The sequence below is a fragment of the Streptomyces sp. MRC013 genome (genome assembly GCF_023614235.1).
Lineage (GTDB): Bacteria > Actinomycetota > Actinomycetes > Streptomycetales > Streptomycetaceae > Streptomyces.
Window position 1 is genome coordinate 735,155 of sequence record NZ_CP094264.1, and the last position, 26,164, is coordinate 761,318.

At 73.6% G+C, this 26,164-nt stretch carries 20 protein-coding genes and 2 pseudogenes; 12 read left to right on the forward strand and 10 right to left on the reverse strand.

Annotation, left to right across the window (positions count from 1 at the left end; translation table 11 throughout):
• Positions 1-478: 478 nt before the first annotated feature.
• The gene (locus LUW75_RS03335; protein ID WP_250334291.1) at positions 479-1,489 is read right to left on the reverse strand and encodes an Lrp/AsnC family transcriptional regulator; all 1,011 of its coding nucleotides are present in this window, start codon (positions 1,487-1,489) and stop codon (positions 479-481) included.
• A 128-nt stretch (positions 1,490-1,617) separates the two neighbouring features.
• Here LUW75_RS03335 and LUW75_RS03340 point away from each other — a divergent pair, with 128 nt between their 5' ends.
• The 4 genes from LUW75_RS03340 to LUW75_RS03355 all read left to right on the forward strand — a co-directional run bounded on the left by LUW75_RS03340 (position 1,618) and on the right by LUW75_RS03355 (position 6,848).
• Complete coding sequence (locus LUW75_RS03340) at positions 1,618-2,883, forward strand: M20 metallopeptidase family protein (protein ID WP_250334292.1); 1,266 nt, start codon at positions 1,618-1,620, stop codon at positions 2,881-2,883.
• A complete protein-coding gene (locus LUW75_RS03345) occupies positions 2,876-4,210 on the forward strand; it encodes an MFS transporter (protein WP_250334293.1) in 1,335 nt (444 codons plus the stop codon). Before LUW75_RS03340 ends, LUW75_RS03345 begins: the two co-directional genes overlap by 8 nt.
• Positions 4,211-4,504: 294 nt before the next feature.
• The gene (locus tag LUW75_RS03350; RefSeq protein WP_250334294.1) at positions 4,505-6,034 is read left to right on the forward strand and encodes a helix-turn-helix domain-containing protein; all 1,530 of its coding nucleotides are present in this window, start codon (positions 4,505-4,507) and stop codon (positions 6,032-6,034) included.
• Between the two features lie 460 nt (positions 6,035-6,494).
• A complete protein-coding gene (locus LUW75_RS03355) occupies positions 6,495-6,848 on the forward strand; it encodes a hypothetical protein (RefSeq protein WP_462933689.1) in 354 nt (117 codons plus the stop codon).
• Positions 6,849-7,105: 257 nt separating this feature from the next.
• On the opposite strand, the gene LUW75_RS03360 is transcribed toward LUW75_RS03355, so the two are convergent.
• Together LUW75_RS03360 and LUW75_RS03365 are read right to left on the reverse strand one after the other, a co-directional pair.
• The gene (locus tag LUW75_RS03360) at positions 7,106-7,771 is read right to left on the reverse strand and encodes an MSMEG_1061 family FMN-dependent PPOX-type flavoprotein (RefSeq protein WP_250334295.1); all 666 of its coding nucleotides are present in this window, start codon (positions 7,769-7,771) and stop codon (positions 7,106-7,108) included.
• An 81-nt stretch (positions 7,772-7,852) separates the two neighbouring features.
• Positions 7,853-8,191 carry an NUDIX hydrolase gene (locus tag LUW75_RS03365; protein WP_284453798.1) on the reverse strand — a complete coding sequence of 113 codons (339 nt, stop codon included), beginning with the start codon at positions 8,189-8,191 and terminating at the stop codon, positions 7,853-7,855.
• 132 nt (positions 8,192-8,323) lie between these two features.
• On the opposite strand from LUW75_RS03365, the pseudogene LUW75_RS24520 reads away from it, so the two are divergent.
• Positions 8,324-8,732: pseudogene (locus LUW75_RS24520) on the forward strand (SDR family NAD(P)-dependent oxidoreductase); the annotation flags it as partial.
• Positions 8,733-9,051: 319 nt separating this feature from the next.
• Here the strand turns inward: LUW75_RS24520 and LUW75_RS03375 are convergent.
• Positions 9,052-9,339: a hypothetical protein gene (locus LUW75_RS03375; RefSeq protein WP_250334297.1), complete on the reverse strand. Its 288-nt coding sequence runs from the start codon at positions 9,337-9,339 to the stop codon at positions 9,052-9,054.
• A 27-nt stretch (positions 9,340-9,366) separates the two neighbouring features.
• Positions 9,367-9,591 (reverse strand): zinc-binding dehydrogenase, encoded by a 225-nt coding sequence (locus LUW75_RS03380; RefSeq protein WP_250337527.1) that lies wholly within the window; start codon positions 9,589-9,591, stop codon positions 9,367-9,369.
• A gap of 74 nt (positions 9,592-9,665) precedes the next feature.
• Here LUW75_RS03380 and LUW75_RS03385 point away from each other — a divergent pair, with 74 nt between their 5' ends.
• Positions 9,666-10,466 carry a MerR family transcriptional regulator gene (locus LUW75_RS03385; protein ID WP_250334298.1) on the forward strand — a complete coding sequence of 267 codons (801 nt, stop codon included), beginning with the start codon at positions 9,666-9,668 and terminating at the stop codon, positions 10,464-10,466.
• Complete coding sequence (locus LUW75_RS03390; protein ID WP_250334299.1) at positions 10,463-11,677, forward strand: glycosyltransferase; 1,215 nt, start codon at positions 10,463-10,465, stop codon at positions 11,675-11,677. Before LUW75_RS03385 ends, LUW75_RS03390 begins: the two co-directional genes overlap by 4 nt.
• 740 nt (positions 11,678-12,417) lie before the next feature.
• Here the strand turns inward: LUW75_RS03390 and LUW75_RS03400 are convergent.
• From LUW75_RS03400 to LUW75_RS03410, 3 genes are all read right to left on the reverse strand, one after another.
• Positions 12,418-12,609 (reverse strand): DUF397 domain-containing protein, encoded by a 192-nt coding sequence (locus tag LUW75_RS03400; protein ID WP_250334300.1) that lies wholly within the window; start codon positions 12,607-12,609, stop codon positions 12,418-12,420.
• Positions 12,606-13,493 (reverse strand): helix-turn-helix domain-containing protein, encoded by an 888-nt coding sequence (locus LUW75_RS03405; protein ID WP_250337528.1) that lies wholly within the window; start codon positions 13,491-13,493, stop codon positions 12,606-12,608. Before LUW75_RS03405 ends, LUW75_RS03400 begins: the two co-directional genes overlap by 4 nt.
• Positions 13,494-13,717: 224 nt before the next feature.
• Positions 13,718-14,260, reverse strand: a complete 543-nt coding sequence (locus LUW75_RS03410; RefSeq protein WP_250334301.1) for a hypothetical protein — start codon at positions 14,258-14,260, stop codon at positions 13,718-13,720.
• Positions 14,261-14,464: 204 nt separating this feature from the next.
• Between LUW75_RS03410 and LUW75_RS03415 the strand changes: the two genes are divergently transcribed.
• Positions 14,465-16,861: a hypothetical protein gene (locus tag LUW75_RS03415; RefSeq protein WP_250334302.1), complete on the forward strand. Its 2,397-nt coding sequence runs from the start codon at positions 14,465-14,467 to the stop codon at positions 16,859-16,861.
• A 357-nt stretch (positions 16,862-17,218) separates the two neighbouring features.
• Here the strand turns inward: LUW75_RS03415 and LUW75_RS03420 are convergent, their stop codons facing one another.
• Positions 17,219-18,577 (reverse strand): alkaline phosphatase PhoX, encoded by a 1,359-nt coding sequence (locus tag LUW75_RS03420; RefSeq protein ID WP_250334303.1) that lies wholly within the window; start codon positions 18,575-18,577, stop codon positions 17,219-17,221.
• Positions 18,578-19,081: 504 nt separating this feature from the next.
• Here LUW75_RS03420 and LUW75_RS03425 point away from each other — a divergent pair.
• Positions 19,082-19,429: a hypothetical protein gene (locus LUW75_RS03425; RefSeq protein WP_349816391.1), complete on the forward strand. Its 348-nt coding sequence runs from the start codon at positions 19,082-19,084 to the stop codon at positions 19,427-19,429.
• Between the two features lie 1,150 nt (positions 19,430-20,579).
• Positions 20,580-22,241 (forward strand): annotated as a pseudogene (locus LUW75_RS24525) (tetratricopeptide repeat protein); the annotation flags it as partial.
• 674 nt (positions 22,242-22,915) lie between these two features.
• Here LUW75_RS24525 and LUW75_RS03435 read toward each other — a convergent pair.
• Positions 22,916-24,571 (reverse strand): N-6 DNA methylase, encoded by a 1,656-nt coding sequence (locus tag LUW75_RS03435; protein ID WP_250334305.1) that lies wholly within the window; start codon positions 24,569-24,571, stop codon positions 22,916-22,918.
• A gap of 344 nt (positions 24,572-24,915) precedes the next feature.
• On the opposite strand from LUW75_RS03435, the gene LUW75_RS03440 reads away from it, so the two are divergent.
• Complete coding sequence (locus tag LUW75_RS03440; RefSeq protein WP_250334306.1) at positions 24,916-25,356, forward strand: hypothetical protein; 441 nt, start codon at positions 24,916-24,918, stop codon at positions 25,354-25,356.
• Positions 25,353-26,126 carry a hypothetical protein gene (locus tag LUW75_RS03445; RefSeq protein WP_250334307.1) on the forward strand — a complete coding sequence of 258 codons (774 nt, stop codon included), beginning with the start codon at positions 25,353-25,355 and terminating at the stop codon, positions 26,124-26,126. Before LUW75_RS03440 ends, LUW75_RS03445 begins: the two co-directional genes overlap by 4 nt.
• Positions 26,127-26,164: the final 38 nt, after the last annotated feature.

Consider the following 26,164-nt stretch of genomic DNA (forward strand, 5'->3'; position numbering starts at 1 on the left):
ATGTGCCGACCGCCGCCGCACGCCGCCGCGCCGCCGGGGCGCCGCACCGTCGGGATTCGGGATGTCGTGCCGTCACGCCGTCGGCACGCCGCCCGGCGAGTCCGGCCGTCCGCTCCCGCGCCCCACCGCCGCTCCTGACGGCACTCGGCCCACCGCGCGGCCCACCGCGCGGCCCGGCCGGGCCGGGGCGCTCCCCCGCCGCCGGGGCGTAGGGCGCCTCCGCCGCCGCCACCGGGCTCGGTCGGCACGACCGCGCACCGGTCGCCCGGTGCGCGGCAGCCGGCCGGGGATCCCGCGGGCCGTGCCGACGGCCCCGGGAAGGCGGGCACCCCGCCCGCGGCCCGCGGGCCGGGCACCGGGAACGCGCCGGCCGCACGCCGGCCCCGCGGCCTGCGGGCCGACGGGGTACGGCCCCCCGTCGGCCCGGCCGACCCGTCCCGCGCGCTCCGGCGCGCCGGAGCGCTCCGGCGCGCCGGGCTCAGGGGGGCGGGGCGCCCGGTACGACGACCTCGCCCGTGCTGCGCCCGCTCGCGTCGAGCAGCCAGCCCATCCGCTTGGCCGAGCGCAGCGACACGGCGCTGTCCACGAGGTTCAGCCAGGGCAGCCGGTCGCCGAGGAGGCGTTCGAGGCGCAGCAGGTCCGCGAGGGAGCGGGTCCACACGATGAACATCATGTTGGTCTCCCCGGTGGTCGACACGCACAGCCGGAGCTCCGGCAGGGTCTTCAGCGCCGCCACCGTGCGCTCGTGCTCGGGTGCCGGGACGCGGGCCAGCCAGGTGCAGGAGATGGGCCAGTGCGACTGCACCTGCGCGACCTCGCACCGGAAGGACAGGAACCCCGAGTCGAGGAGCCGCGCCAGCTGCCGGCGCACCGTCGCCGGGTTGCGGCCCGTGATCCTCGCCAGCTCCGCGGCCGTGCGCCGGCCGTCCTCGGTGAGCGCGTTGACGAGCGGCCAGGCGTCGGGCGGCGGTTCCACCCGGGTCCCGGGCCCGGGCCGCCGGGCGGCGAGCCGCAGCAGGGCGACCTGCTGCCGGTCGAGCGCGTCGAGCCGCCAGTCGCCGCCCTGCCGGTGCACCTCCTTCGCCAGGTACGTCCGCTGCCGCCGGACCCCTTCCACCCGGGGCAGGTCGTCCAGTACGAAGGTGGTCAACCCCGGGAGGTCCGGCGTGACGACGGTCAGCAGGAGGTCCCGCCCGCGCGCCGACTCCTCGATCGTGACGGCCCGGGGGTCCCGGCACAGCGCGCGCAGGACGGCGGGGCGCGCCCCGGCGGCGCAGTCCACCTCGACGAAGGCGACGACCACGTCCCGCGAGACGCCGGGGTGCGCGGTGACCCAGGCGAGGCCCTCCTCCCTCAGCCGCCGCCAGCGCGCGGCCAGGGTGGCGGGCGTCGAACCGAGCACCCGGGCGGCCTCCGCCCAGCCGATCCGCGGGGCGATCTGGAGCGCGTTGATGAGCGCGAGGTCCTGCTCGTCGAGGCCTGCCGTCACGAATTCCCTGCTTCCGGCCGTTCCCCCGCACGAATCGAACGATATGTGCCGTGGATGTAATCACGCCCCCACACTGTCATCCACCCGACGACGACATGACCTGGATCACAACCGGAGGTGTCTCCGAGATGACCGTGTTGGAAGACGCGCACGCGATGGCCGGCGAACTCGCCGTACTGCGCCACGCGCTGCACGCCGAGCCGGAGATCGGGCTGGACCTGCCCCGCACCCAGGAGAAGGTGCTGGCCGCCCTGGAGGGCCTGCCCCTGGAGGTCGGCACCGGTACGGGAACGACCTCGGTGACCGCGGTGCTCCGCGGCACCGCGCGGGCCGCCGGTGGGCCCGAGGGCCCGGTCGTCCTGCTGCGCGGGGACATGGACGCCCTGCCGGTGCAGGAGGCCGCCGCGCTGCCCTACGCCTCGCGGGTCGAGGGGGCCATGCACGCGTGCGGCCACGACCTGCACACCTCCATGCTCGTCGGCGCCGCCCGCCTGCTCGCGCAGCACCGGGACCGGCTGCACGGCGACGTGGTGCTGATGTTCCAGCCCGGGGAGGAGGGGTGGGACGGCGCCGGCGTCATGCTCCGCGAGGGGGTCCTGCGGGCCGCGGGGAGGCCGGTGGACGCGGCGTTCGCCCTGCACGTCTTCTCCGCGCAGATCCCGCAGGGGCACTTCGTCTCCCGGGCGGGCACCGTCATGTCCGCCTCGGACGACCTGTACGTCACGGTGCGCGGGGCGGGCGGCCACGGCTCGACGCCGTACCTGGCCAAGGACCCGGTGACCGCGATCAGCGCCATGGTGACCGCCCTGCAGACGATGGTGACCCGCGAGTTCGACGTCTTCGACCCCGTCGTGGTGACCGTCGGCTCGCTGCACGCCGGGACCCGCAACAACGTCATCCCGGAGACGGCGGCCTTCGAGGCCACGGTCCGCACGTTCTCCCCGGCGGCCCGCGAGCGCCTCGTCGAGTCCGTCCACCGGGTGCTGCGCGGGACCGCCGCGGCCCACGGCGTGGAGGTCGAGGTGGACTACCGGACCGGGTATCCGCTGACCGTGGCCGACGCCGAGGAGACCGCGCACGTCGCACGGACCGTCGGCGAGATCTTCGGCCCCGAGCGCTACCACACCCTGGAGCACCCGCTCTGCGGTTCGGAGGACTTCTCCCGCGTGCTCGACGCGGTGCCGGGGGGCTTCGTCGGCCTCGGCGCGGTCCCGGCCGGCCTCGACCCGGCCCGCGCCCCCGGCAACCACTCCCCCCACGCCCGGTACGACGACGCCGTGCTCGCCGACGGCGCCGCCCTCTACGCGGAGCTCGCCCTGCGGCGGGCGGCGAACGGCTCCCGCCCCTCCCTCCCCGGCACCGCAGTGACCCCGACAGGAGAGACCCATGGCTGACATCGCCCAGACCGCGGCCCAGCCCCCGGCCGAGACCGCAGCCGAGGCCGGGCCGAGGCCCGCGGCCCGGGAGAGCCGTTTCAGGACCGTCGTCGCCACCGGCGTCGGCAACGCACTGGAGTGGTTCGACTGGAACGCCTACGCGATCTTCGCGCCGTTCCTCGCCGCCCAGTTCTTCAGCAAGACCGACGGGCTGTCGGCCATCCTGGCCACCCTCGCGGTCTTCGCGGTCGGCTTCGCCGCGCGCCCCCTCGGGGGCTTCCTCTTCGGCTGGATCGCCGACCGCAGGGGCCGCCGCTTCGCCATGACCCTGTCGGTGGGCGGCGCCGCGGCCGGCAGCCTCCTCATCGGCGTCGCGCCCACCTACGGCACGGTGGGCGCGGCGGCCTCGCTCGTCCTGGTGGCCGCCCGGCTCGTCCAGGGCCTCGCGCACGGCGGCGAGCTCCCCTCCGCGCAGACGTACGTCGCCGAGACGGCGCCCGCCGAGCGGCGCGGGCTGTGGTCCAGCCTCATCTACGTCTCCGGCACCCTGGGCGTCATGGCCGCCACGGCGTTCGCCGCCGTGCTGACCTCGCTGCTGGCGCCGGAGCAGATGAACGCCTGGGGGTGGCGCGTGCCCTTCCTCCTCGGCGGTCTCTTCGGCCTCTACGCCCTGGTGATGCGACGGCGGATGCCCGAGACGGAGGTCTTCGAGAACGCCGCCTCCTCGGCCGCGCGCACCGACCGGCCGAGGATGTGGCCGGCCATCGTGGCCCACCGCAAGCAGGCCCTCCAGATCGTCGGCGTGACCGCCGGCCTCACCGTCGTCTACTACGCCTGGGCGGTCTACGCCCCGCAGTACGCCATCAGCAACCGCGGCCTCGACCCGGCCGGCGCCCTGTGGGCCGGACTCGCCGCCAACGTGGTCTTCCTGGTGGCCCTGCCCGCGTGGGGCGCCCTGTCGGACCGCATCGGCCGCAAGCCCGTGCTGTTCATCAGCAGCCTGGGCATGACGGCGGCGATCTACCCCCTGAACGCCTTCATCGGCCCGCACGCCTGGCAGCTCGCCGTGGCCATGGCCGTCGCCATGGTCTTCGTCGCGGCCTCGGCGTCGATCGCCCCCGCGGTCTACGCGGAGATCTTCCCCACCCACATCCGCACCGTCGGCGTCGCGGTGCCCTACGCCCTGTGCGTCGCCACCTTCGGCGGGACCGCGCCCTACCTGCAGACCTGGATGGGCGCCGAGTTCGGTGAGGCGTACTTCACCGGGTACGTCGCCGTCCTGCTGCTGATCTCGTCCGCGGTGGTCGCCTCGGTCCCCGAGACCCGCGGCCGCGCCCTGCGGTGACCCCCGGCACGCCATGAGCGGAGCCCGCCCGACGCGTCGCGGGGCGGGCTCCGCCGCGACCGGGCGGGCCCGGGGCGCGATCGCGGACGCCGCCCCGCCGCGTCCGGCCGTGGGACGACGGAACGGACGGGAATGGGCCCATCGGGGCAATCCGGGCGGAGGGCGGGAGGGGGAGGTGATCCGGGGTATCCGTGGGAGGGGTGACGCCGGTTCAGCGGGCCCCTTTGAGGGGGCGTCACCCGCCCGGTCCACCCCGGCAAGAAATTCATCTCATATGTGAGATAGCCTCCCGCCATGGCAGACGACTACCTCGTACGCATCGGCAGGCTCATCCGCGACGCCCGGCAGCATCGGGGCTGGACGCAAACGCAACTCGCCACGGCCCTGGCCACCAGTCAGAGCGCCGTGAACCGCATCGAACGCGGGAACCAGAACATCAGCCTTGAGATGATCGCCCGCATCGGTGAGGCACTCGACAGCGAGATCGTGTCACTGGGCTACGCGGGCCCCATGCACCTGCGGGTGGTCGGCGGCCGCCGCCTGTCCGGCGCCATCGACGTCAAGACGAGCAAGAACGCCTGCGTGGCGCTGCTGTGCGCCTCGCTCCTGAACAAGGGCCGCACGGTCCTGCGCCGGGTCGCGCGCATCGAGGAGGTCTACCGGCTCCTGGAGGTCCTCAGCTCCATCGGCGTCCGCGCCCGCTGGATCAACGACGGCACGGACCTGGAGATCGTACCGCCCGCCGAGCTGGACATGGAGGCCATCGACGCGGACGCGGCCCGCCGCACCCGCTCGATCATCATGTTCCTGGGGCCGCTGCTGCACCGGCTGCGCTCCTTCAAGCTGCCCTACGCCGGCGGCTGCGACCTCGGGACGCGCACCGTCGAACCGCACATGATCGCCCTGCGCCGCTTCGGCCTCGACATCACCGCCACCGAGGGGCTGTACCACGCCGAGATCGACCCGTCGGTCGCGCCGGACCGCCCGATCGTCCTGACCGAACGCGGCGACACCGTCACCGAGAACGCTCTCCTGGCCGCCGCCCGCCACGACGGCACCACCGTCATCCGCAACGCCTCCTCCAACTACATGGTCCAGGACCTGTGCTTCTTCCTGGAGGCCCTCGGCGTGCGCGTGGAGGGCGTCGGCACGACGACGCTCACCGTGCACGGCGTCCCCCACATCGACGTGGACGTCGACTACTCCCCCTCCGAGGACCCGGTCGAGGCCATGAGCCTGCTGGCCGCCGCGGTCGTCACCGAGTCGGAGCTGACGATCCGCCGGGTGCCCATCGAGTTCCTGGAGATCGAGCTGGCGGTCCTGGAGGAGATGGGCCTCGACCACGACCGCTCCACCGAGTACACCGCGGACAACGGCCGTACGCGCCTGACGGACCTGACCGTGCGCCCCTCCAAGCTGGAGGCGCCCATCGACAAGATCCACCCCATGCCGTTCCCCGGCCTGAACATCGACAACGTGCCGTTCTTCGCGGCCATCGCCGCGTCCGCCCAGGGCAAGACCCTCATCCACGACTGGGTCTACGACAACCGCGCCATCTACCTGACCGACCTCAACCGGCTCGGCGGGCGCCTCCAGCTCCTCGACCCGCACCGCGTCCTCGTCGAGGGCCCGACCCGTTGGCGCGCCGCCGAGATGATGTGCCCGCCGGCCCTGCGCCCCGCGGTGGTGGTCCTCCTGGCCATGATGGCCGCCGAGGGCACCTCCGTCCTGCGCAACGTGTACGTCATCAACCGCGGCTACGAGGACCTCGCCGAGCGCCTCAACTCGGTGGGCGCCCAGATCGAGACCTTCCGCGACATCTGAAAGCCTTCAGAACCAACGCCGTTACCCCCTCCTGAACTGCGCGTATGCGAGCCGGGAGGGAGTTCGGCTTCACCTGTGGGACTTCTCGGGGACTTTGCGCCCGGGCCCGGAGACCGTCGATCCCGAGGAACTGAAGTTCTCCTCGGGGTCTTGGACACCCGATGGTTGCGCCGCGGGGGTGTGCTGATGCCGCTGCCCGGCCCCGGCGGGGGTGAGGTAGCCGGAGGTGTTGTGTCTGCGCAGGCGGCGACGGCTCTGGAAGGTCTCGATGGAGGTGAAGGCCCCGGCGCGGGCGGTGGCCCGGTCGGGCCGGGTGCGGGTGCCGATCTCCTCCTTGAGCGGGGCCCGGAGACTCTCCGCGGCGGCGTTGTCGAAGCGTGATCCGGCGCGTCCGCGGCTCAGCCGTAGTTCCGACCCCCTTGTGCGGTCGCGAAGTCGGGCTGACGTGTACTCGCCCCCCGTGATCGCTGTGCATGACGCAGCCGGGCTCCGGTCCGCCGCAGCCGCAGGCCATGCCGAGGGCGTCCGCAACGGGTTCGGCGCGGTGGTGGTCGGCCATGGCGTGGCCGACGGGCTCGGGGTGGCACAGGTCGACATCGCGTTCGAACCGCGCGAGCTCAACGGACAGCCGGGCGCGCTCTTCCACGATCGCGACGGCAAGATCCTCCACGTCCTCGCCCTCGACGTGCTCGGCGGACGGATCCGGACCATTCGCTCGGTCATCAACCCCGACAAGCTCGGCCACCTCGGCTCTGTCGCCGACGCCTGGGCCGCTGACCGGAAAGTGAAGCAGACCCGTAAGCAGACCAGGTGACCTCCCGACCAGCAGGACCTGACGTACAGAACAGCCACAGGCCGATACCGGGTCGGAATCGGAACGGCCCAGGAAACCGGTGTTGCTGTCGGAGTGCTGATAGCGGTGATCCGAACCTCATCGCGTTGGAGCACCATCAGCCGGTCCCAGACGGCGCGCTCATGCCGACTTCGGCGTCCACCCGAACACGCTGGCGAAGCGGCTCCGATCCGGAGCCGATCCGCGTCGCGGTGATCGGCTCCGTAAGCCGACGACTCTCACTCGTAGCGCAGGCGCAGTGACTCCTGCTCGGCTTCCTCGATCTGGTCCAGGGTCAGGCCGGGCAGGTTCAGTTGGGCCAGGGTCACCTCGGCGCTGGTCGGCTGGGCGTCGGCGGGCAGCCACTGCTCGGGGCGCCAGGCGCTGGCACGCATCAGTGACTTCGGGCAGTGCGGATAGACCTGCTCGATCTGCACCACCAGTGCCGTGACCGGTGGCTTTCCCACGGGAGTGAGGTGGGCCAGTAGCTCCGGGCGCGCCGAAACACAGGCACGCCCGTTGATCCGCAACGTGGTCGGGCGCCCGGGGATGAGGAAGAGCAGCCCGAGGCGTCCGGTCTCCAGCACGTTGTGCAGGGTGTCGAGCCGCTTGTTGCCGGTCGCGTCGGGAATCACCAGGGTCTGCTCGTCCAGCACCGAGACGAACCCGGCCGGGCCGCCACGGGGCGTTACATCCGCCCGGCCTTCGCGGTCCGCACTGCCGATGAACACCAGCGAGGAGCAGCCGATCAGCGCCCGGGTCTCCTCGTTCAGGCGGTCGGTCTCCTTGCGCAGCGCGTTCGGGTTCGGCTGGGGATAGATCTCACGCAGTTGGTCCGAGTGGGTCAGCGCATCCGCCCGGAGGGAATCGAACAGCAAGCCGGGGGCATCGGTATCGACCATCATAGGGGCGACCCTAGAAGATGATCCGGTGACCTGAGCCGGAAACGGGAACGAGCGCCCTGCCCGAAGAACCTTCGACGCGCGTCATGGGGAGGTGCCCGGGCGATTTCCGACGGCCCGGGCGACGAGGTCGTGGATCATGAACTGCCCGGATCCGCGGTTCTCCTTGAGTCCGGCGAGATTGTCGGGACCGAACCAGTCGTAGGCGGAATGCTTGGACCACCCCGGCTCAGGGTGGTCCAAGTCGCCGTCGACCTCGACCGGGCAGTCGGCCTCGTGACGCAGCTCACCACCGTCGTCCCCCGTCCAAGTGGTGGTGTCGAGGAAACGCCGTACATGCGTCAGGCGCCGGCCCGTCTCCTCCTCGACTTCGCGTGCGAGAGCCTCCAGAAGCGTTTTCCCCTCCTCGACATGGCCGCCCACGATGTCCCAGGCACCGGGAGACAGGCGACGCTCCCAGCTCCGCTTCCGGGCAAAGGCACGACCTCCCCCTTGGGGATGACAGCTCCGGCGCTCCAGACCTCGTCCGCGCCAGGGTCGGGCACCTCGACATCGGTGCTGGCCACCATCTCCTCCGGCGCCACCGGTACGGCCCTGACCACGAAGAGCTTCCTTCCTCTCCTGCTCAACTCCGACAAGCCGGATGTCGCGACGATGGTCTCCGCACGCGGAACACCGGGCCACCACCGGTCGGACGCACAGGACGCCTTCTACGCGGCCAAGAGCGCCCAGGCAGGCTTCACCGAGATGCCTCTCCAGGCACCTGCGTCCTCAAGGAGTCCGGGTGATCTCCCTCCACCCGTCCGACTCCGACAACGCCGACCCGCTCTCCGAGGAGTGGGAGACCACTTCACGCGAAGCCGAGGACGCCCTCACGGCGCAGTCGCTCGTGGAGTGCGTCCTCTTCGCCGTCGCCCAACCTCGTGACTGCTTCATCAAGGCGTTCCATTTCGAACAGGTCTGACCCGTGCACTCGCCCCTAACCGAACGACGGCTGACGCCAGGCCACCCGGACGGCCATCGCGGACCAGGCCGCTCCGGTTGCCGACTGGCTCGACTGATTCGGTGCCCTCTCATCCGGCGGGCGGAGCCGTGATCAGGCCCGTGCTCGGGTAGCTGCCCGTGACGAAGCCTGCGGCCTCGTGGACCGGCCTTCCGGCCGTGCTGGCGTGCAGGCGTGCTGGCGTGCAGTTGGACGTAGTGGATGCCCACCATGCGGAGGCGGCCGACCAGTGCGTCCACGACGCGGCGTGTACGGCCGCGGCCGCGGGCGGGGACGTCGGTCACGATCCCGCCGAGGTAGCCGCGGCGTCCGTCGGGCCGGCGCGTACTGGGCAGATGGTAGATGACCCAGCCATGCCACAGGCCGGGAGCGGTTTGCCGGGTTCGCCCCCGACGACCAGGCAGACGCGGTCGTCGCGGTGGTTGATGCGCTCCTCGAACCAGCCGTGGGCGATGCGCCGCCACGGTGTGTCGGCCGGCTCGGGATCCATGCACAGGCCCTCAAGCGCGACTGCGCTCAGCCGGATCAGTTCCGGTACGTCGGCCGTGACGGCCTCACGAAGTTGCATGTCCTGACTCCTCGTGTTCCGGCCTGTTCATCGGCCCATCCTGAGCAGGACACGACCGAAGGGCCGGTCCTCGATCAGATGGCGTTGCGCCTCGGCCGCCTGTTCCAGCGGCAGTACACGAGCGCCAACGGGGTCGATGCGGCCCGCGTCCAGCCACTCCAGCAGGGTCACTCGGGCAGCCCGCGCGCCGTCACGCGAGGTCAGGACGGGCACGAGCGACGCGGTCACCCCTGTGAACGCGGCCCTCGCCATGCCCTCGGCCAAGTACGAGTTGACCCTCCCCCTACGTCAGGCTTGAGGCTGTGTGCCGACGAAAGGGCAGGTGGATGAGCTACTCCGTGGGGCAGGTGGCGGCCTTCGCCGGCGTGACGGTGCGTACGCTGCATCACTACGACAAAGCGGGCGTGCTCTCGCCCAGCGACCGCAGCCACGCCGGGTACCGGCTCTACAGCGAGGCCGACCTGGTCCGCCTCCAGCAGATCCTCTTCTACCGCGAGCTCGGCTTCCCTCTCGACGAGATCGCCGCGATCTTCAAGGATCCGCAGGTGGACCCCCTGGAGCGGCTCCGGGCCCGGCAGCGGCAGCTGAACGAGGAGATCGCCAGGCTGCAGCGGCTGGCCGAGGTGGCGGAACGGGCCGTGGAGGTTCAGAAGACCGGGGTGTCCCTGACTCCCGAGGAACGCTTCGAGGTGTTCGGTGAGGTCGCCTTCGACCTGAGTTACGCCACCGAGGCGGAGCTGAAGTGGGCGCGCTCGGAAGGACAGCGCGAGGCGATGGCGCGCGCGGACGCCCACACCAAGGAGGACTGGCGCCGGCTCATGGGCGAAGCCGCCGCCTGGCGCGCGGAGCTGCTCGCGGTCTTCGACGAAGGCGAGCCGGCCTGCGGCGAGCGGGCCATGGACCTCGCCGAGGAACACCGCCTGCACATCGCCCGCTGGTTCACCTCCTGCCCGCCCGACATGCACCGGCGCATCGCGGACGACTTCGTCGCCGACCCCCGCGCCTTCGCTCTGGTCGTACCGCCCTCGCAGCAACGCCCGGGCCTGGCCGCCTACACGCGCAAGGCGGTCCACGCCAACGCGGCCCGCCAGGCCGGTGACGGCACCGAATCCGAGGAGCACCGATGAGGATCATGATCGCCGCGGCCGGATCCCGCGGCGACGTCGCGCCCTACACGGGCCTGGGCGCAGCACTGCGCCGGGCCGGCCACGACGTCACCCTCGCCGCCACCGGCACCTTCGCACCTCTCGCACGCGAGGCGGGGTTGGATTTCCGCAGTCTGCCCGCCGACACACGGGGACACGGCGATGCCACGGGCAAACGTGACCTGATGCGCACCGCCGCAGCCTTCGTCACCGAGCTGGGTCAGGGCTTCGCCGACGCGGTGGGCAAGGGCACGGACCTGCTCCTGCTGTCCACCACCACGGCCCCCCTCGGCTGGCACCTCACCGAGGCCACCGGCACACCGAGCCTCGGCGTGTACCTCCAACCCACCGCGCCGACCGGCGACTTCCCGCCCGTCGTGACCGGCTCCCGCTCACTGGGCCGACTCGCCAACCGGGCAACCGGACGCTTGGCACTGCGGATGGCCGACCGCGTCTACGAACAGGCCGTCGCGCAACTGCGCCACCGCCTCGCCCTCCCCCCGGCCTCCCCCTGTGAGACGCGCCGACGGCGGGAACAGGCGAACTGGCCCATCCTGCACGGCTTCAGCACCGTCCTGGTGCCCCGCCCCGCCGACTGGCGCCCCGGTCTGGACATCGTGGGCAACTGGTGGCCCCATCACGACCCGGCCGAGCGGCTGCCCACCGATGTCGAGGACTTCCTGTCCGCCGGACCCCGGCCCGTCCTCATCGGCTTCGGCAGCATGGCGTCCGGCGACGGAGAACGACTGAGCGAGATCGCCGTGCGCGCCCTGCGCCGCGCCGGACTGCGCGGCATCCTCCAGGCCGGCAGCGCCCCACTCACCGCCGACGGGGACGATGTCCTCACCATCGGGGACGTACCGCACGCCCTGCTGTTCCCACGGCTGGCCGCGGTGGTCCACCACGCCGGGGCCGGCACCTCCGCCGCCGCGCTACGCGCCGGAGTGCCCGCCGTCCCCGTGCCGGTCACCGCGGACCAGCCGTTCTGGGCAAGGCGACTGGCCACCCTCGGCGCAGCCACCGACCCGATCCCCTTCCGGTCCCTCACCGCCGAACGGCTGGCCGACTCCCTTCACCAAGTGGTGAAACAGCGGTCATACGGCCGAGCCGCCGCGGCAGCGGCACAACACATGGCGGCCGAGAACGGAGCACGGGAGACGCTCAAGACCGTCCAGCGGATGACCGGGGGATGACGCCGATCCGTTCCCTGTGCTCGTCCCGTATCAACCGAGTAGCACAGGCGCCCCGCTGGTCATCCGTCCCGCCGCACTCGACGTGCCCTATTCGCTCGTGCGCCGGGTCACCGTCCCCCGTCACCTGCGAGGAGGGGCGGGATCCGTTCAGACGCGTACGCCTGCGAAGTGCTCTGACGCCCACGCTGTCACACGGATCGACGGGACGGTGTCCCGTGCGCGAACCCGCTCGAACCCGCTCGAAACGAGGGAGGCAGCATGGCTGAGAACACCGATGTGGTGGTGATCGGCGGCTACGCCGGCGTCATGGCGGCCGACCGCCTGACCCAACGCGGCGATATGACCGTCACGTTGGTCGACCCGCGCCCGACCTTCGTCCACGGGGTCCGTCCTCACCGGCTGGTGGGTGGGACCGGCTCCGCGGCTGTCGGCTATCAGGAAGTTCTGGCGGAAGGTGTTCGACCGGTGGTCGACGGCGTGACGCGGATCGACGCCGTAGGGCGCGGTGCGGAACCGGCGAGCGGTGGTGCGGTCGGCTGCTGCGGCTGTCGGGTCGCTCGGGAACCCGGCCGCGGAGGAACAGGGCTGACGGTGTGCATCTGCCCGAGGCCGACGGCCACCTCGCGCTCGCCCCGGGCCACCTGCATGATCCGGCGGTCAAAGGCCTTTCGGGCGGGGAGGTGCCTCCGTCGCTCCGGTGGCCGGCCCGGTCGGCGCGGCGGAGGCACGTCCCCGGTCGTTCAGCGCTCCGAAGCGAACCGTACGAACCGTCCCCAGCCGTCGCGGCCGACGGCGAGGGCCGGGCGGGCCACGTCCTTGGAGTCCCGCACGTGGACAGCCCGTTCGGCGATCGCGACCTCCACGCAGTCGTCACCCTGGCTGCCGCTGTAGCTGGACTTGAACCAGGCGAGTTCCGTCATACCGTCCTTCATAGCTCTCCTCGCAGTCGCTCCAGCAAGGCCCGGGATTCGCCGGGGGGCAGGGCCTGCGAGCGCAGTGTGTCATAGCGCTGGCAGAGCAGGCTCACCTCTTTCCGGTCCGAGATGAGGCGCCCGTTCTGTTGCCCTTCGGAGTAGCCGAGCCGCTGCCCCTCCGGGGTCTCCAAGAGCCTCACCGGCCCGTCCAAGCACGCATGCAGCCGTGCGTCCAGAGGCACTACCTGAAGCGTCACATTGCGCGGTGCGCTGCGCTCCAGCACGTGTTCCACGAGAGCACGCATCGCCTGCGGGCCACCGAACCGCCTCCGAAACACCTGCTCTTCGACGATGAAGCTGAATGGCACGGTCGGACGCTCATGCATGGTCGCCTGCCGTTCCATCCGAGCGGCGAGCTGTTCTTCCATCTGTTCGTCGGTGCGCAGCGGAATCGTGCCCTCGATCACGGATCGCGCGTACGCCTCCGACTGCAACAGCCCCGGCACCAGCCGGCACTCGTAGGTGCACAGGCTCACCGCCTCCCGCTCCAGCCGGGCCCACCGCCGGAACCACGCCGCCAGTCCCGCCTCGCCCCGCGTCAGGTGCCGCGCGGCCTTCCGTAACGCACCCGTGTCGCCCGTGGCCTCCTCCGCGCGCTCCACGAACGCCTCGTCCGGCATCCGGCGGCCCAGCTCCACCGACTCCACGGTGTGCCTGGAGTACCGGACGGCGGCGGCGAGGTCACCCCTGCTGAGCCCCGCGTGCTCGCGCAGCGCCTGGACGACCGCGCCGAACGTCCGCAGACTGTCGGACGGGTGGGGTTCCCGCTCCCACTCCCCCGGCGGGACCCTCCGCGCGCCGGCGCCCCCGGCCGTCTCCCCCTCGGCTCCGACGTTCCCCATCGCCATCGCCGCCCCTTTCCGCCGTACCGCATCGCGACGGCTCCTGACGCCGCCCCGTGCTCACCGTCCAGCGTGGTGGAGAACCAGACGTACCGTCCACTCTTCGTGTCCGTACACTGACTCCGCGTACGAGGCGTCGCGCCCGTCCCCGCCCGCCCCGCCCGTTCCGGCCGCCGGGGCCGCGCCACCGGCGGAGGTGGGCGACATCGGCGTGCGGACCGGGGTCAGCCCCAACCGCCGGTCGGGTCCGGCTCCTCGCCGTCCTCGCCGTCCTCGTCGAAGGGGTCGGCGAAGATCGACGGCAGTGTCGCCTCGACCGGGTCGCCGAGCTCGTCCTCGGTGAGGACGATCCGGCGGAGCATGTTCAGCGGGTACAGGTAGCTTTCCGGGTCGTCGGGGGCGCCGACGCAGGGGTGGTCGAGCGCGGAGGTCTCCCCGGCCGCGCCGAAGAACGGCTCCAGCTCCCCGCTGACGATGTCGGGGATGTACTTCCACACCATCTTCCGGTGCCGGCGGAACACCTCCCCCACGTACCAGATCGCACCCTGGAAGAAGGGCGTCATGCGCCGGTCGGTGATCTCCTCCATGCTGTCCGCGGTTTCCCGGACCAGACCGTCCAGGATCCCCAAGGAGGCCGGGGTGAAGTCCAGCGCGTCCGCAAAGGGGGTCTGCTCGGCCCACCTTTCGTGCGCCTCCCGGCGCTCGTCCAACCACCTGAGCAGGTCGGGGTGCCGGGTCGGGTCGCAGGTCTCGTCAGGCTCGGTCATGCCGCCGACGGTAGTGGACGCCTTCGACACCGCGGTTCCGGTGCCGCCGAGTCGACGTACCGCCGCTTGACAATTCCTCGCGTCCGGGGTGGCGAAATCCTCTAGTGTGTTGGCCGACGGGCGGCGAAAGCTGACACGGGGGCCCTACCAGCCGCTCGCCCGCACCACCCGAGTCCCGTGGCCCCCCACGACCAGGGACACCCCATGAGAACACAGACACCCATCCGTACCCGGCTCCGGCGACGCCTGGTTTCCTGCCTCGCGGTCGCCTCGGCGGCCGGGATGGTGCTCGTCGGCCTCCCCGCCGCCGCGAGCGCGGCGCCGGGCGACCACGCCAAGGTCACGTCCGGCGGACGGTGCGACGAGATGCACCTCCGCAAGCGGCTCCCCCGCACCCCGGGCAACTCCGGAGCCCCCACCGGCCAGCACCACTGGACCAAGGGCGGCCCGGACGAGGAGTACTACTTCAACCTCGAGTTCAAGGGCTTCGAAGACGTTCCCGCGCCCACCCGCACCGACCTGAACAACGTCGGCAACACCGACGCCGACGTCAGGAAGTGGGACGCCGCCTACCGGGCGTCGAGGGACCCCGAGGACATGAAGCGCGCCGTCTGGGCCCGCTACGCCCGCTACCTCCAGGGCAAGCCGTCCCCGAAGGCGTTCAGGAAGTGGGTGCCGCAGAACCTGATCGGCGCACAGCACTCCCGGGAGAAGGGCAGCGTCTTCGAACGGAAGACCGTCCAGGACTTCAACCTCGTCGGCCCGGACTGGCTGTGCGAGGTGACGATCGAGATCTTCGACAAGGACGGCAACAAGATCGCGTCCCGGCGTTACGACGCCTACAACCAGCGCACCGGCGACCTGGGCGAGTTCAAGGCCGACGGCAAGCGGAAGCCCGGCCAGTTCAAGAACGACAAGATCATCCTCCGCCACAAGGACGCGAAGTACGACTTCACGAAGTCGAAGTTCACCATGTTCGCCGGGGAGAAGCCCAACGGGGCCACCACCAAGGAGTACAAGGCGGAGAACGCCAGGCTCCGCGCCGAACGGGGGTCGGGTGACAACCCGATCCGGATCGCAGAGCGGCGGGCGACGGCGAAGGGGCTGTGGCCGCAGACGAAGTACACCACGTCCTACCCGGTGTTCAACCCGCGGCCGAACACCGGCACCCAGGGCCCGATCAACTCCCTCGCCTACGAGTCCGGGAAGAACCCGGCGCAGGCGCGGCAGATCCAGGACCAGCACAACCGGATGAACACCCGCGGTGTCCTCGGCCGCGGCCCCGGCGGCGTCGACTTCTCCACCCTGGAGCTCCAGTACGTCGGCAGCCCCGTGAAGGGCAGGGGGCTGGACTACAGCATGAAGGCCGACTTCATGCCCGACGAGGACAACGAGCCCGGCTGGGGCGGGCGGGCGAAGCTCGAGCTGGCCTCGGACGCCCTGTTCACGTGGCTGGCCCTCACCCCCGACAGGCAGTGGGTGAACCTGAACCCCGACCAGCCGGACAAGATCATGGACGAGGCGTTCGGGAAGACCGACGCCGGACGCGTCCTCCTCGTAGCCGACATGGAGATGAAGCGGGACTTCTCCCGCGCCATGGACCCCAAGAAGTCCCCCGGCAAGGAGTTCATGGACGCCGCCCCCAAGGTCGACGGGGTGCCGTGCTGGGGATCCGGCCGCAACTGGATCGTTCCCGGCCGGGCCAAGGTCCGCGAGCAGGACGGCGGCATCTACATCCTCGACGCCCCGCTCGAGGTCAACCACGCGGCGATGGACTTCGACGCCCCCGTGCACGGCGAGGACTGCTCGAAGAAGCTCACCGAGGCGGAGAAGGAGCGCAGCCACCGGCTGATCACCCGCTATCTCGTCCCGCACGTCGAGAAGCAGATCAACACCGAGAAGAAGTACGCCGACCTGCGCCGCGTCTACAAGTCCCGGGTGGCCGCCGAGTGGATCCGGCAGCAGGACGCCAGGAAGGCCACCGACTTCCGGCCCATCATCGACAGCAACGACCTCAAGCGGTGGCCGCTGCGGGGCGAGAACGCCGACTGGGACAAGCGCACCGTGTGGGAGGAGATGGTGGAGTCCTTCACCAAGGGTGATTTCACGTACGAGTGGCCCCTCGGTGACGGACGCGTCTACACCTTCTTCGTGGGCGGCGTCGACTTCTCCAAGGCCCCCAAGCGCAACGTCACCTCCGCGGAGTTCCGGCTCCGGCACCGGCACCTGCCCCGGACCACGAAGGACAGCGTGCGGGCGCAGACCTCCGCGCGGGACGCCGACGTGGCGTTCCTCGGCGGGAGCGGAGCCGCGAGGACCGACGGCGGCGAGCCCACCCCCACGCCGGCCCCCACGGGCACCGGGAAGCCGGCACCGACCGGCACCCCGTCCACTCCGGCGCCGGATCCCACCACCCCGGGCCCCGGTGACACCGGCAAGCCCGTCCAGCCCCCGGCGAAGGACCCCGACGGCGACCTCGCCGACACCGGGTCGGACGCCCCGGTCGGCCTGATCAGCGCCATCGCCGCCGCCGCCGTGGCGGCAGGCGGAGCGCTGACGTGGTGGGTGCGCCGCCGCAGGTCGGACACCACCACCGGCTAGGACCGCTTCGTAGCCGCAGCCGTGCGAGAGGCCCCCTTTCCCATAGGGAGGGGGCCTCTCGCACGCTCGGGACCGCCGTGGCCGGAGGGGGCGGTCGAACCGGGGAGCACGCGGGCCGCACACGCCGCGTAGGCGTGTACGGGGGCGGCGGTTCCGGTGTCGCGGCCCCGGTTGCCCCCCATCCGGAGACCGCGGGACGGGGCCGCCGGGCCGGTCCCCCGGGTTCCGGCCCGGTGGCCCCGTACGCCGCCCCCGTACGCCGCCCTCGTACGCCCTGCGCCCTGCGCGTTGCTCCGGGCGGCGCCCCACGCCCCCGCGCCGGGCGCCGTCACGGGCGGGCGGGGCCCGGCGGACGGGTCAGAGGGCGCCCCGGGACCAGGGGCCGGTGATCGCGAACGTGATGCCGGGGGTCTGGATGTTCACGAACAGCCAGTTGCCGTTCTTGGGCTCGAAGACCGAGCCGGCCCACTCGGAGCCCCGGTGGTCGGCCGCCGCGACCTTCTTGCCGGCGGTCCCGGTCCGCAGGTCCACGTTGTTGGCGGCGAAGCGGAAGATCTCGCCGCCCGTGGTGAGGCCGTGGACGTACTCGGTGCCGCCGCCGTCCTCGCACAGCACCAGGCCGCCGCGGGGGCTGACGCACATGTTGTCCGGCGCGTTGAGGACCTCGGCGCCCGGGGAGGCGAAGAGCACCCGGAACTCGTCGGTCGCCGGGTCGAGCTCGAAGACCTGGCCCTGGCGGGCGGGGCCGCCGTCGGTGGTGATCACGTAGATGCGGTCGTTGCCGTACCAGGCGCCTTCGAGGCGGCTGAACACCGCCGCGCCGTTGGCCTGCGCCTGGAGCCGCACGGTGTCCTCCGCCGGGTCGGCGTCCTCCACGGGCACCCAGGAGACGGTGCCGTACGCCTTCTCCCCGTCGCCGCGGGTGTCGTACCGGCCGACGCCGATGCGCAGGGCTTCGAGACGGCCGCCCCTGGACAGGTCGCCGGGCACCGCCGGGACGAACCGGTAGAGCGAGGCGTCGCCGCGGTCTTCGGTCTCGTAGACGTAGCCGGTCGCCGGGTCGACGGCGACGGCCTCGTGGTTGAAGCGGCCCATGGCCTTGTAGGGCTCGGGGTCGCCCTTGCCCTCCGAGGCCACCTCGAAGATGTAGCCGTGCCGCTTGCCGGCGTTGGTGGAGAAGGTCTCCTCGCAGGTGAGCCAGGTGTTCCACGGGGTGGGGCCGCCGGCGCAGTTGCGGAGGGTGCCGCCGAGGCTGCCGTAGGACTCCAGCCACCGCCCGGCGTCCGGGTCGAAGACCAGGGTGGTGGTGCCGCCGCCGGCCTCGGGGTCGTAGGCGGGGGCGGTGAAGGCGGCTCCGGCGCCGCGCTCGTGGTTGCGGACGAGGTGGACCCGGTCCCCGTACCGGAAGGCCGCCATGCCGTCGTGCGCGCCCGGGGTGGGGACCCCGTCGTCCATGGGGTCGCCGGTCCAGCCGTAGGAGATGTACGCGAACCCGCGCGGGAGCTGCAGCAGTTCCAGGCCGGTCGCCTGGTCCCGGACCGGGCGCAGCGGGCCGTACCCGGCGTCGAACTCCAGCTTGGCGGGTGCGGCCGCCGCCGTCCGCGCCGCGAGGGCCTGGAAGGGGACGGACGCGGCCGCGGCCACGGCGGCGCCGCGCAGGAGGGCGCGTCGGTCGAAACCGGAACCGGTCGGCCTCGCGGCGGACTCGTTCGTCATCGGGGTCCTTTCGATACCTCTGGCCGGGGGGCGGCGCGGGCAACCCTAGGAGCAGCCGTTCGATTCCTTCCCCCAACGGGGCGTGAGCGGCGGGTGAACTTCTTTCAGCCACGTACGGCGCCGTTCAGGCCGGCGAGGGTGCCCCCTCGCCTCGGCGGCGGTACGGCGCGTCGGGGGCCCGCCGCACGCGGGGCCGGGGCTCGTGCGGGATGGGGGCTGTGCGGGGCGGGGCCGTACGGGCGGACGCTGTGCGGCGCCGGGGTGCCGGACGGCGCCGGGCGGGGTGCCGGGCCGGGTGGGGTGACTGGCTGTGCGGGACGCCGGGCGGCGGCCGCTCGCCCGTCCCGAGGCCGGGAGCCCTCCCGGTTCGATCGCCCCGGTGGGCGTTCCGTGGGCCCTTTCCGCGCGAATCCCCTTATCGCACGAGGTCGTTGGGTGACAATGGCCCTCCGGGCGGGAGGTCCGCGCCCGGTGGCCGGGCCGGGAGCCGAAGGGGTGGTGGGGGTGGCACGGGGCTGGAAGGTCGCGGTGGTGGTGCTGGCGGTGGCCGGAGTGGTGTCCACGCCGGTGGTGTGGCTGCTGGACGGCCCCGGTGCGGGGCAGGTGGCCGGGGCGTCCGTCCAGGCGGCGGTGGCGATCGCCGCTCTGGTGTGGGCGATGTTCCAGCCCGGCGGGGACCGGGCGGAGGCGACGGTGACCGGGTCCGGACCGGCGGAGGCGACGGACGGGGCCCGCTCGGTCACCGGACTCCTCCGGCGTGCGGGCCGGGGCCCGGCGCGGGTGGAGAACAGCGGGCCGGCCACTGCCCGCGACGCCGGCAGCAGCGCGGTGAGCGGGATCGAGGACGTCTGACCGGCCCGCCGCGGGCGGGACTCCGGGAACGCGGGACGACGACGAGGGGGCGGGTGGACATGGCGTGGTGGCACCGGAGGCGGGAAGAGGGGGAGGCTCCGGACGCGGTGGTCGTGACGGACACCGGTGAGGCCGTCGCCCGGTCCGGCGGCAAGGCGGTGACCGGCCACAGCGGCCCGGTGCCGGCGGACGGCCGGGATCCCGGTACCCGGGTGGAGGTGTCGGGGACCGGCCCCGCGACCGCCAACGGCGGGATCGCCGTCTCCGGCTACCTGAGGGTCGACACGCTGCGCGTGGAGCAGCGCGGCCCCCAGGAGCCGATGCCGTGGCCGCACCGGGTCGGCACCGTCCCGCGCGAGTCGCGGTCCTTCCAGCACCGGGCCGAGGCGGACCGGTTGCGGGCCGCGTTCGCGGACGGCGGGACGGCGGTGCTGACCGGGATGGGCGGGGTGGGCAAGACCCAGCTGGCCGCCGGGTACGCCCGTACCGCCTGGGGGAGGCCGGCGGGGACGGGGAACTGGACGTGCTGGTGTGGGTCACCGCCGGCAGCCGGCAGGCCGTCGTGGAGCGGTACGCGCAGGCCGGCGTCGAGCTGTGCCGCGCGGATCCGAACAACCAGCAGAGGGCGGCCGAGTCCTTCCTGGCCTGGCTCGCTCCCGGGGCCGGCGGCAGGCCGTGCCGGTGGCTGGTCGTCCTGGACGACCTGGCCGACCCCGACGACCTGTCCGGTCTGTGGCCGCCGGCCGGCCCGCACGGACGGGTCCTGATCACCACCCGCCGCCGGGACGCCGCCCTGGCCTTCGGTGGCCGCCCGCCGATCGAGGTCGGCCTGTTCACCGACCGGGAGGCACTGGCCTACCTCACCGACTGCCTGGCCGGGCACGGCCGCACCGCTCCGCCCGGCCAGACGGCCGCGCTCGCCGCCGACCTGGGGCACCTACCCCTGGCGCTCTCCCAGGCCGCCGCCTACATCACCGACTCCCGGGAGAGCGTGGCCGCCTACCGCGGTCTGCTGGCCGACCGCACCGCCACCCTCGCCGACGCGGCTCCCGACGCGCTGCCCGACGACCAGTCCCTGCCTTTGGCCGCCGCCTGGTCGCTGTCCGTCGAACGGGCCGACACCCTGCGCCCGGTCGGCCTGGCCCGCCCCATGCTCCATCTGACCTCCCTGCTCGACCCCCACGGGATCCCCCGGGACGCGTTGACCGCCGCTCCCGCCCTGGCCTACCTGGCCTCGGAGCGCACCGGCGCCGGGCAGGGCGCCGCGCGGGAACCGGAGCCGGTCTCCTCCCGTGACGCCCGGCTCGCCCTGGCGGCCCTGCACCGCCTCCACCTGGTGGACTACACCCCCGACACGCCGCACCAGGAGGTGCGGGTCCACCAGCTCGTCCAGCGCGCCACTCGCGACACCCTCGGCCCTGGGCGGCGGCACCGCCTCGCCCGTGCCGCCGCCGACGCCCTGGGCGACGCGTGGCCCGAGGTGGAAAGCGCCACTCCGCTGGTCCAGAACCTGCGCGCCTGCACCCTCGCCCTGGCCGAGCACGCCGAGGACGCGCTGTGCCGGCCCGGCGACGGCGCCCACGTGGTGCTGTTCCGCGCCGGCAACAGCCTGGGGGCGACCGGGCAGGCCACCGCTGCCGCCGACTACTACGAGCACCTCGTCGACACCGTCCGGCGCCGCCTGGGCGGCGACCACCCGGACACCCTGATCGCCCGCCAGAACCTCGCCCAGTGGCGGGGCTGGGAGGGGGACACCACCGGCGCCGCCGCCGACCTGGAAGCGGTGCAGGAGGACATGGCCTCCCTCCTGGGGGACGCCGACATCACCACCCTCACGGCACGTGCGAACCACGCCTACTGGCGGGGGGAGAACGGGGACGCGGCCGGCGCGGTCGCCGATCTGGAGGCGCTGGTGGAGGAGATGGGCCGGTCGCTCGGCCCCGGCCACTCCCACACCCTGACCGTCCGCTACAACCTGGCCCTCTGGCGGATGAGCGCCGGGGACGCCGACGGGGCTCCCGCCGCACTGTCCCTGCTGGTCCGGGACATGACCGAGGCGCTGGGACCCGACGACTTCCGTACGCTCCTCTGCCTCGGCACCCTCGCCCGGTGGCGGGGCGAGGAGGGGGAGGCGGCCGAGGCCGCCGCCGTGCTGGAGCAGGTGGCGGAGAGGATGGGCCGGGTCCTGGGCCCCGACCACCCCCACACCCTCACCACCCGGCAGTACCTCGCGCTCAACAGGGGGCGGGCGGGGGACGCGGCCGGGGCCGTCCCGCTCTTCCGGGACCTGCTCGCCGACCTCGTACGGCTGCGCGGCCCCGAGGACCGCCTGACCCTCACCGTCCACCACCAGCTGGCCGACTGCCGGGGGGACGCGGGGGATGCGGCGGGGGCCGCGGACGCCTTCCGGGAGCTGCTGGAGACCACCGTGCGGGTACTCGGCCCCGCCCATCCGGGCGTTCCCACGCTCCGTCACCGCCTGGCCCACTGGCGGGGCATGGCGGGCGACGCGGCCGGGGCGGTCGACGCGTACCGGGAGCTCCTGGCGGACCGGCTGCGCGCGCTCGGCCCCCGCCATCCGGACCTCCTCGCGATCCGCACCCAGATCGCCGTGTGGCAGGACCAGGCGGGCGACGCGGCCGGAGCCGTCACCGCCCTGCGGGAGGTGCTGGACGACGAGGTGCGGCTGCTCGGCCCCGAGCACCCCGAAACCCTCGCCACACGCGAGAGGCTCGCCAACGCGCGGGCCATGGCGGGGGACCCGGAGGGGGCCGCGGCCGATCTCGAGGAGGTCCTCGCGGTCCGCACGCGCCTGTCCGGCCACGACCACCCCCAGACCCTCGTCACCCGGCGCAACCTGGCCACCTGGCGGGGAAGGCGGGCGACGCGGCCGGGGCCGCGGCCGCCCTGCAGGACGTGCTGGAGGACTTCGTCCGGGTGCTGGGCCCCCGCCACCCCGAGAGCCTCGTCACCCGGCACAACCTCGCCACCTCGCGGGGGCGCGCGGGGGACCCCGCCGGCGCCGCGGCGGCCCTCGCGGAACTGCTTCAGGTCATGGTCTCGGTGCACGGCCCCGACCACCTCCACGTCCACACCACCCGCCGCAACCTCGCCGAGTGGCGGGAGAAGGCCGGCGGTTGAGCAGCCCGCCCGGGGGCCGGGCGGTGGCGGCGGAGGCCCGCTCCGGGGCGGCGGGCCGCCGCGTGCCCCGGAGGTCGCGGCCCCGGAGGGCCCCGCGACAGGCGCCCGGCGCGGTCCGGAGCGGGGGCACCCTGGTGCGGGGACGCCGGTGCACCGCGGGCTCGGAAGCGGGGAGCCGCTGCGGGCGGTTACGGAACGGAACGGGCGGGCGCGGAAGCGGGGCGGGCCGGAAGCGGGGCGGGCGCGGAGGCTCCGCGAGCCGGAAGCGGGGCGGGCGCGGAGGCTCCGCGGGCCGGAAGCGGGGCGCCCGCGGAAGCGGGGTCGCGCCGGGGCGGCCCCGCGCCCTCATCCCTCCGGTGACAGGGCGCCCGTGGCGAGGCCGTCGCGGGCGACCTCGGCGAGCCGCCGACTCAGTTCGTCGACCTTGCGGAGTCCCTCCTCGAACTCGGTCAGGGCGCGGAAGGCGGAGCCGTACCGGCGTTGCTCGTCGATGCCCATGCGGGGGATGCGCGAACCCCTGCCGTCGAGGCGGAAGGTCCCGCTGAGGCTCGTGGAGCGGCGGGCGTTGACGGAGCTGCGCAGGAACCCCCGCAGGTAGTCCGTGTCGAGCTGGTCGCTGGCCGAGACCGGTTCCGCGCCGTCGTACGTGACGAGCCCGGCCCGGGCGAGGTCCGCGACGCTGGTGCTGGCGCCCTCCAGCGGGCCCGGCCCCTCCCCCGGCGCGAGGCCGGGCAGGAGCGCGGCGAGCCGGCGGATCCGCTCCTCCAACTCCTCCCGCAGGGCGGCGTACTCACCGGGGTAGTCGCGGTGCCGGGCGCGCAGGTGGAGGCCGGGGGTCAGGTCGACGGTGTCGTCCAGGAGCTCGATCAGCGGCACGTCGGCGACCTGGTCGGGACGCGGCTCCAGGCTCCCGTCGGGGCGGTCGCCGGTCAGGTCGACCATGCGCACCGCGGGGCCGGCGTCCGCGCCCCCGGCGCTCTCGGGGCGGCGCAGGCACCAGAGGTGGACGGGCAGGGCGTGGGAGGCCGCCGTCCCCGGCGGCAGGGCGACCACCTGGCGCACGACGCCCCGGCGCACGAGCTCCGCGCGGATGCGGCGGCCCGCCTTGCGGTAGGCGACCGAGGCGGGCATGACCATGATGACCTGGCCGCCGGGCTTCGTGTGCGCGTAGGCGTGCTGGAGCCAGGCGAGCTCCCCCTCGGCCTTGGAAGGGGTGCCCAGTTCCCAGCGGGAGTCGAGCAGCAGCTCCTCCCGCCCCCACTCGGTCACGCCCGCCGGCGGATCGCAGACGACCAGGTCGGCCTTGAGGTCCGGCCACCCGTCCGCGCGCAGGGAGTCCCCCGCCGCGACGCGCACGTCCGGCCGGCCCGCGAGGCCGGCGCGGAGCCGGGTGAAGCGGGCGCCGTCGGGATCGATCTCCTGGCCCCGGTACCGCGTCCCCTCTCCGGCGGCGACGGACAGCAGCAGCGCCCCGATTCCGCAGGCGGGGTCGAAGACCGTGGCGCCGGCGGGCAGTTCGGGGGCGAAGCGGCACACGGCGCGCACCACGCGCTCCGAGGTCACCTGGTCCGACCCCGCGCGCCGGGCGGAGTCCGCGAACCGCTCGGTCAGCGCGTCCACGAGGTCGAGAGGGGTCCGGGTGCGGGTGATCCTCTCCACCCGGGCGGCGATGCCGTCGGGCAGTCCCGGCTCGCGCCGTCCGGTCAGCACCCCGGCCACCTGCGCCAGGCCCGTGACCATCTGGTCCCCGTACGCGGCCCGCATGGCCTGCCACAACTCGACCTCGGGCGACACCTCCTGGCCCTTGCGCTGCTCGTCCAGCCACGCCTGGACTTCGGCGAGCGCGTAGAGCGGGCTGTTCGCGGCGCCGCCCGCCGGGGCGGGGAAGTCGTCGTAGCGCCGGCGCCAGTTCGAGACAGCGGCCCGGGTGACTCCGGCCAGCCGGGCGATCTCGGCGCCGGTGACCAGGGGGCCGGCCGGCGAAGCGGCATTGTCCGTCATACTCCCAGCGTACACGGAGGGAAACCCGCCTTCCAGAACAAGACAAGTTGACGACGTAAACATCTTCACGCCTTCGCCACATGTGTACTTTTGTCCCCGGCTCCGGTACAACGCGCCCGCCCCCCCGGCCGGTTCCGGGTCCCGGCGCGGGGGTCCGGCGGCCCCCTCCCCCGGCGCGCCCTCCCGCGGCCGCAGGAGTCCGCCGTGCGGGACCCGGGGCCGCGGGAGGGCGCCTCGCCCGGCCCCGGGAGCCGTCGCCCGGACGGGATCCCCCGAAGTCGTGGTGGCCGGTCCTGCCGGGTCGTACGATGCCCGCAACCGGCACGTCTCCGAAGGGGGAGCCCATGCTTGGCGAGTCGTTGACGATGGCGGCGGCGGCACTGGGGACCGCGATCGTCCAGGCCGCCGGAACGCAGGCGTGGGACGGCCTCCGGGCCGGCGTCGCGCGGATCCTCGGACGAGGCCGGGCCGACCGGGAGACGATCGAGCTCACCTGGCTCGACCGCACGGCCGCCGCACTCGACGCCGCGGAGCCGGACCGGGCCGAGGCGGAGCGGGTCCGGCAGGAGGCCGTGTGGGGCACCCGCCTCGCCATGCTGCTGGAGAGCCTCCCCGAACAGGAGCGCCGGGCCCTGGTGGCCGCGCTGCGGGAGGTGCTCGGCGAGCGTCCGCGGCCCGCGGAGGGCGCGGGCGGCAGCGTGGTCGGCAACGACTTCCGCGGGCCCGCCTTCATCCAGACGGGCCCCGGCGGCGTCCAGAACATCACCATGGGACCGCAGGCGTGAGCCTGCCGCCTCCCCCGCCGGGCTCCGGCGGGGCCTCGGGCAACACCTCGGGCAACGTCTTCGACTCGTTCGCCGCCGTGCAGGGGCCCTTCGGCGTCCAGCACATCTACCACCCGCCGCCACCGCCGCCCCGCAGGGCGTGGGCCGTCGTCGCGGGCGTCGTGTCGGTGGTCGGCGCGGCGGCGGCCGGGGCGCTGCTGGTGCTGCACTTCGCGGACGAGCCCGGCGCCGGGGCACGGCCCCCGGCGGGTCCGGCCGCCGCGGGGACCGCCGCCGCCCCGGCGCCCGGGACCTCCGCACCGGACGCGCCGCCCGGCGGGCCGGACACCGCGCCGGACACTCCCGAGCCGCCCGGGGAGGGGGGTGCGGGGAAGGACGCCGAACGGTGGGCGGGCACCCTGCTCATCGACGTCAACGGCCATGTGCTCGACGAACGGCCTCCGGTCAGGCAGCCGTTCTTCGGCGACGTCCGTCTGGGGGAGGACGATCCGCCGGTCCTCTACGGCTCCGAGCTGGCCGCCCCCGGCTCCACCAACCTGGCGCTGTGGCAGCGCCCCGCCGCCCCCACCCGCGAGGAGTGCGCCGAGCTGGTGTCCGCCCAGGGCGTCGACCGGGTGGAGGTGGGCAGGGGCAGCGTGGTCTGCGTCCGCACGCAGGGCGGCCGTACGGCGGTGCTCACCGTCGTGTCCGCCGGCGGGGACGCACGCGGCGGCGTCCGGGCCGAGACCCGGGTGTGGTCCGCGACGGACAGGCGCGGCCCGGTCTCCTGACGGCTCCCTCCCGCCAGTGGCGCGGGTGGTGGGCGGGG

What these genes read in the sequence shown, in the direction of transcription:
- LUW75_RS03385 (WP_250334298.1), top strand. Translation starts at nt 9,666, where the DNA reads ATGAGCTACTCCGTGGGGCAGGTGGCGGCCTTCGCCGGCGTGACGGTG.
- LUW75_RS03435 (WP_250334305.1), bottom strand. Translation starts at nt 24,571, where the DNA reads ATGACGGACAATGCCGCTTCGCCGGCCGGCCCCCTGGTCACCGGCGCC.
- LUW75_RS03380 (WP_250337527.1), bottom strand. Translation starts at nt 9,591, where the DNA reads ATGGCGAGGGCCGCGTTCACAGGGGTGACCGCGTCGCTCGTGCCCGTC.
- LUW75_RS03375 (WP_250334297.1), bottom strand. Translation starts at nt 9,339, where the DNA reads ATGCAACTTCGTGAGGCCGTCACGGCCGACGTACCGGAACTGATCCGG.
- LUW75_RS03405 (WP_250337528.1), bottom strand. Translation starts at nt 13,493, where the DNA reads ATGGGGAACGTCGGAGCCGAGGGGGAGACGGCCGGGGGCGCCGGCGCG.
- LUW75_RS03440 (WP_250334306.1), top strand. Translation starts at nt 24,916, where the DNA reads ATGCTTGGCGAGTCGTTGACGATGGCGGCGGCGGCACTGGGGACCGCG.
- LUW75_RS03345 (WP_250334293.1), top strand. Translation starts at nt 2,876, where the DNA reads ATGGCTGACATCGCCCAGACCGCGGCCCAGCCCCCGGCCGAGACCGCA.
- LUW75_RS03400 (WP_250334300.1), bottom strand. Translation starts at nt 12,609, where the DNA reads ATGAAGGACGGTATGACGGAACTCGCCTGGTTCAAGTCCAGCTACAGC.
- LUW75_RS03340 (WP_250334292.1), top strand. Translation starts at nt 1,618, where the DNA reads ATGACCGTGTTGGAAGACGCGCACGCGATGGCCGGCGAACTCGCCGTA.
- LUW75_RS03410 (WP_250334301.1), bottom strand. Translation starts at nt 14,260, where the DNA reads ATGACCGAGCCTGACGAGACCTGCGACCCGACCCGGCACCCCGACCTG.
- LUW75_RS03390 (WP_250334299.1), top strand. Translation starts at nt 10,463, where the DNA reads ATGAGGATCATGATCGCCGCGGCCGGATCCCGCGGCGACGTCGCGCCC.
- LUW75_RS03350 (WP_250334294.1), top strand. Translation starts at nt 4,505, where the DNA reads ATGGCAGACGACTACCTCGTACGCATCGGCAGGCTCATCCGCGACGCC.
- LUW75_RS03415 (WP_250334302.1), top strand. Translation starts at nt 14,465, where the DNA reads ATGAGAACACAGACACCCATCCGTACCCGGCTCCGGCGACGCCTGGTT.
- LUW75_RS03360 (WP_250334295.1), bottom strand. Translation starts at nt 7,771, where the DNA reads ATGATGGTCGATACCGATGCCCCCGGCTTGCTGTTCGATTCCCTCCGG.
- LUW75_RS03420 (WP_250334303.1), bottom strand. Translation starts at nt 18,577, where the DNA reads ATGACGAACGAGTCCGCCGCGAGGCCGACCGGTTCCGGTTTCGACCGA.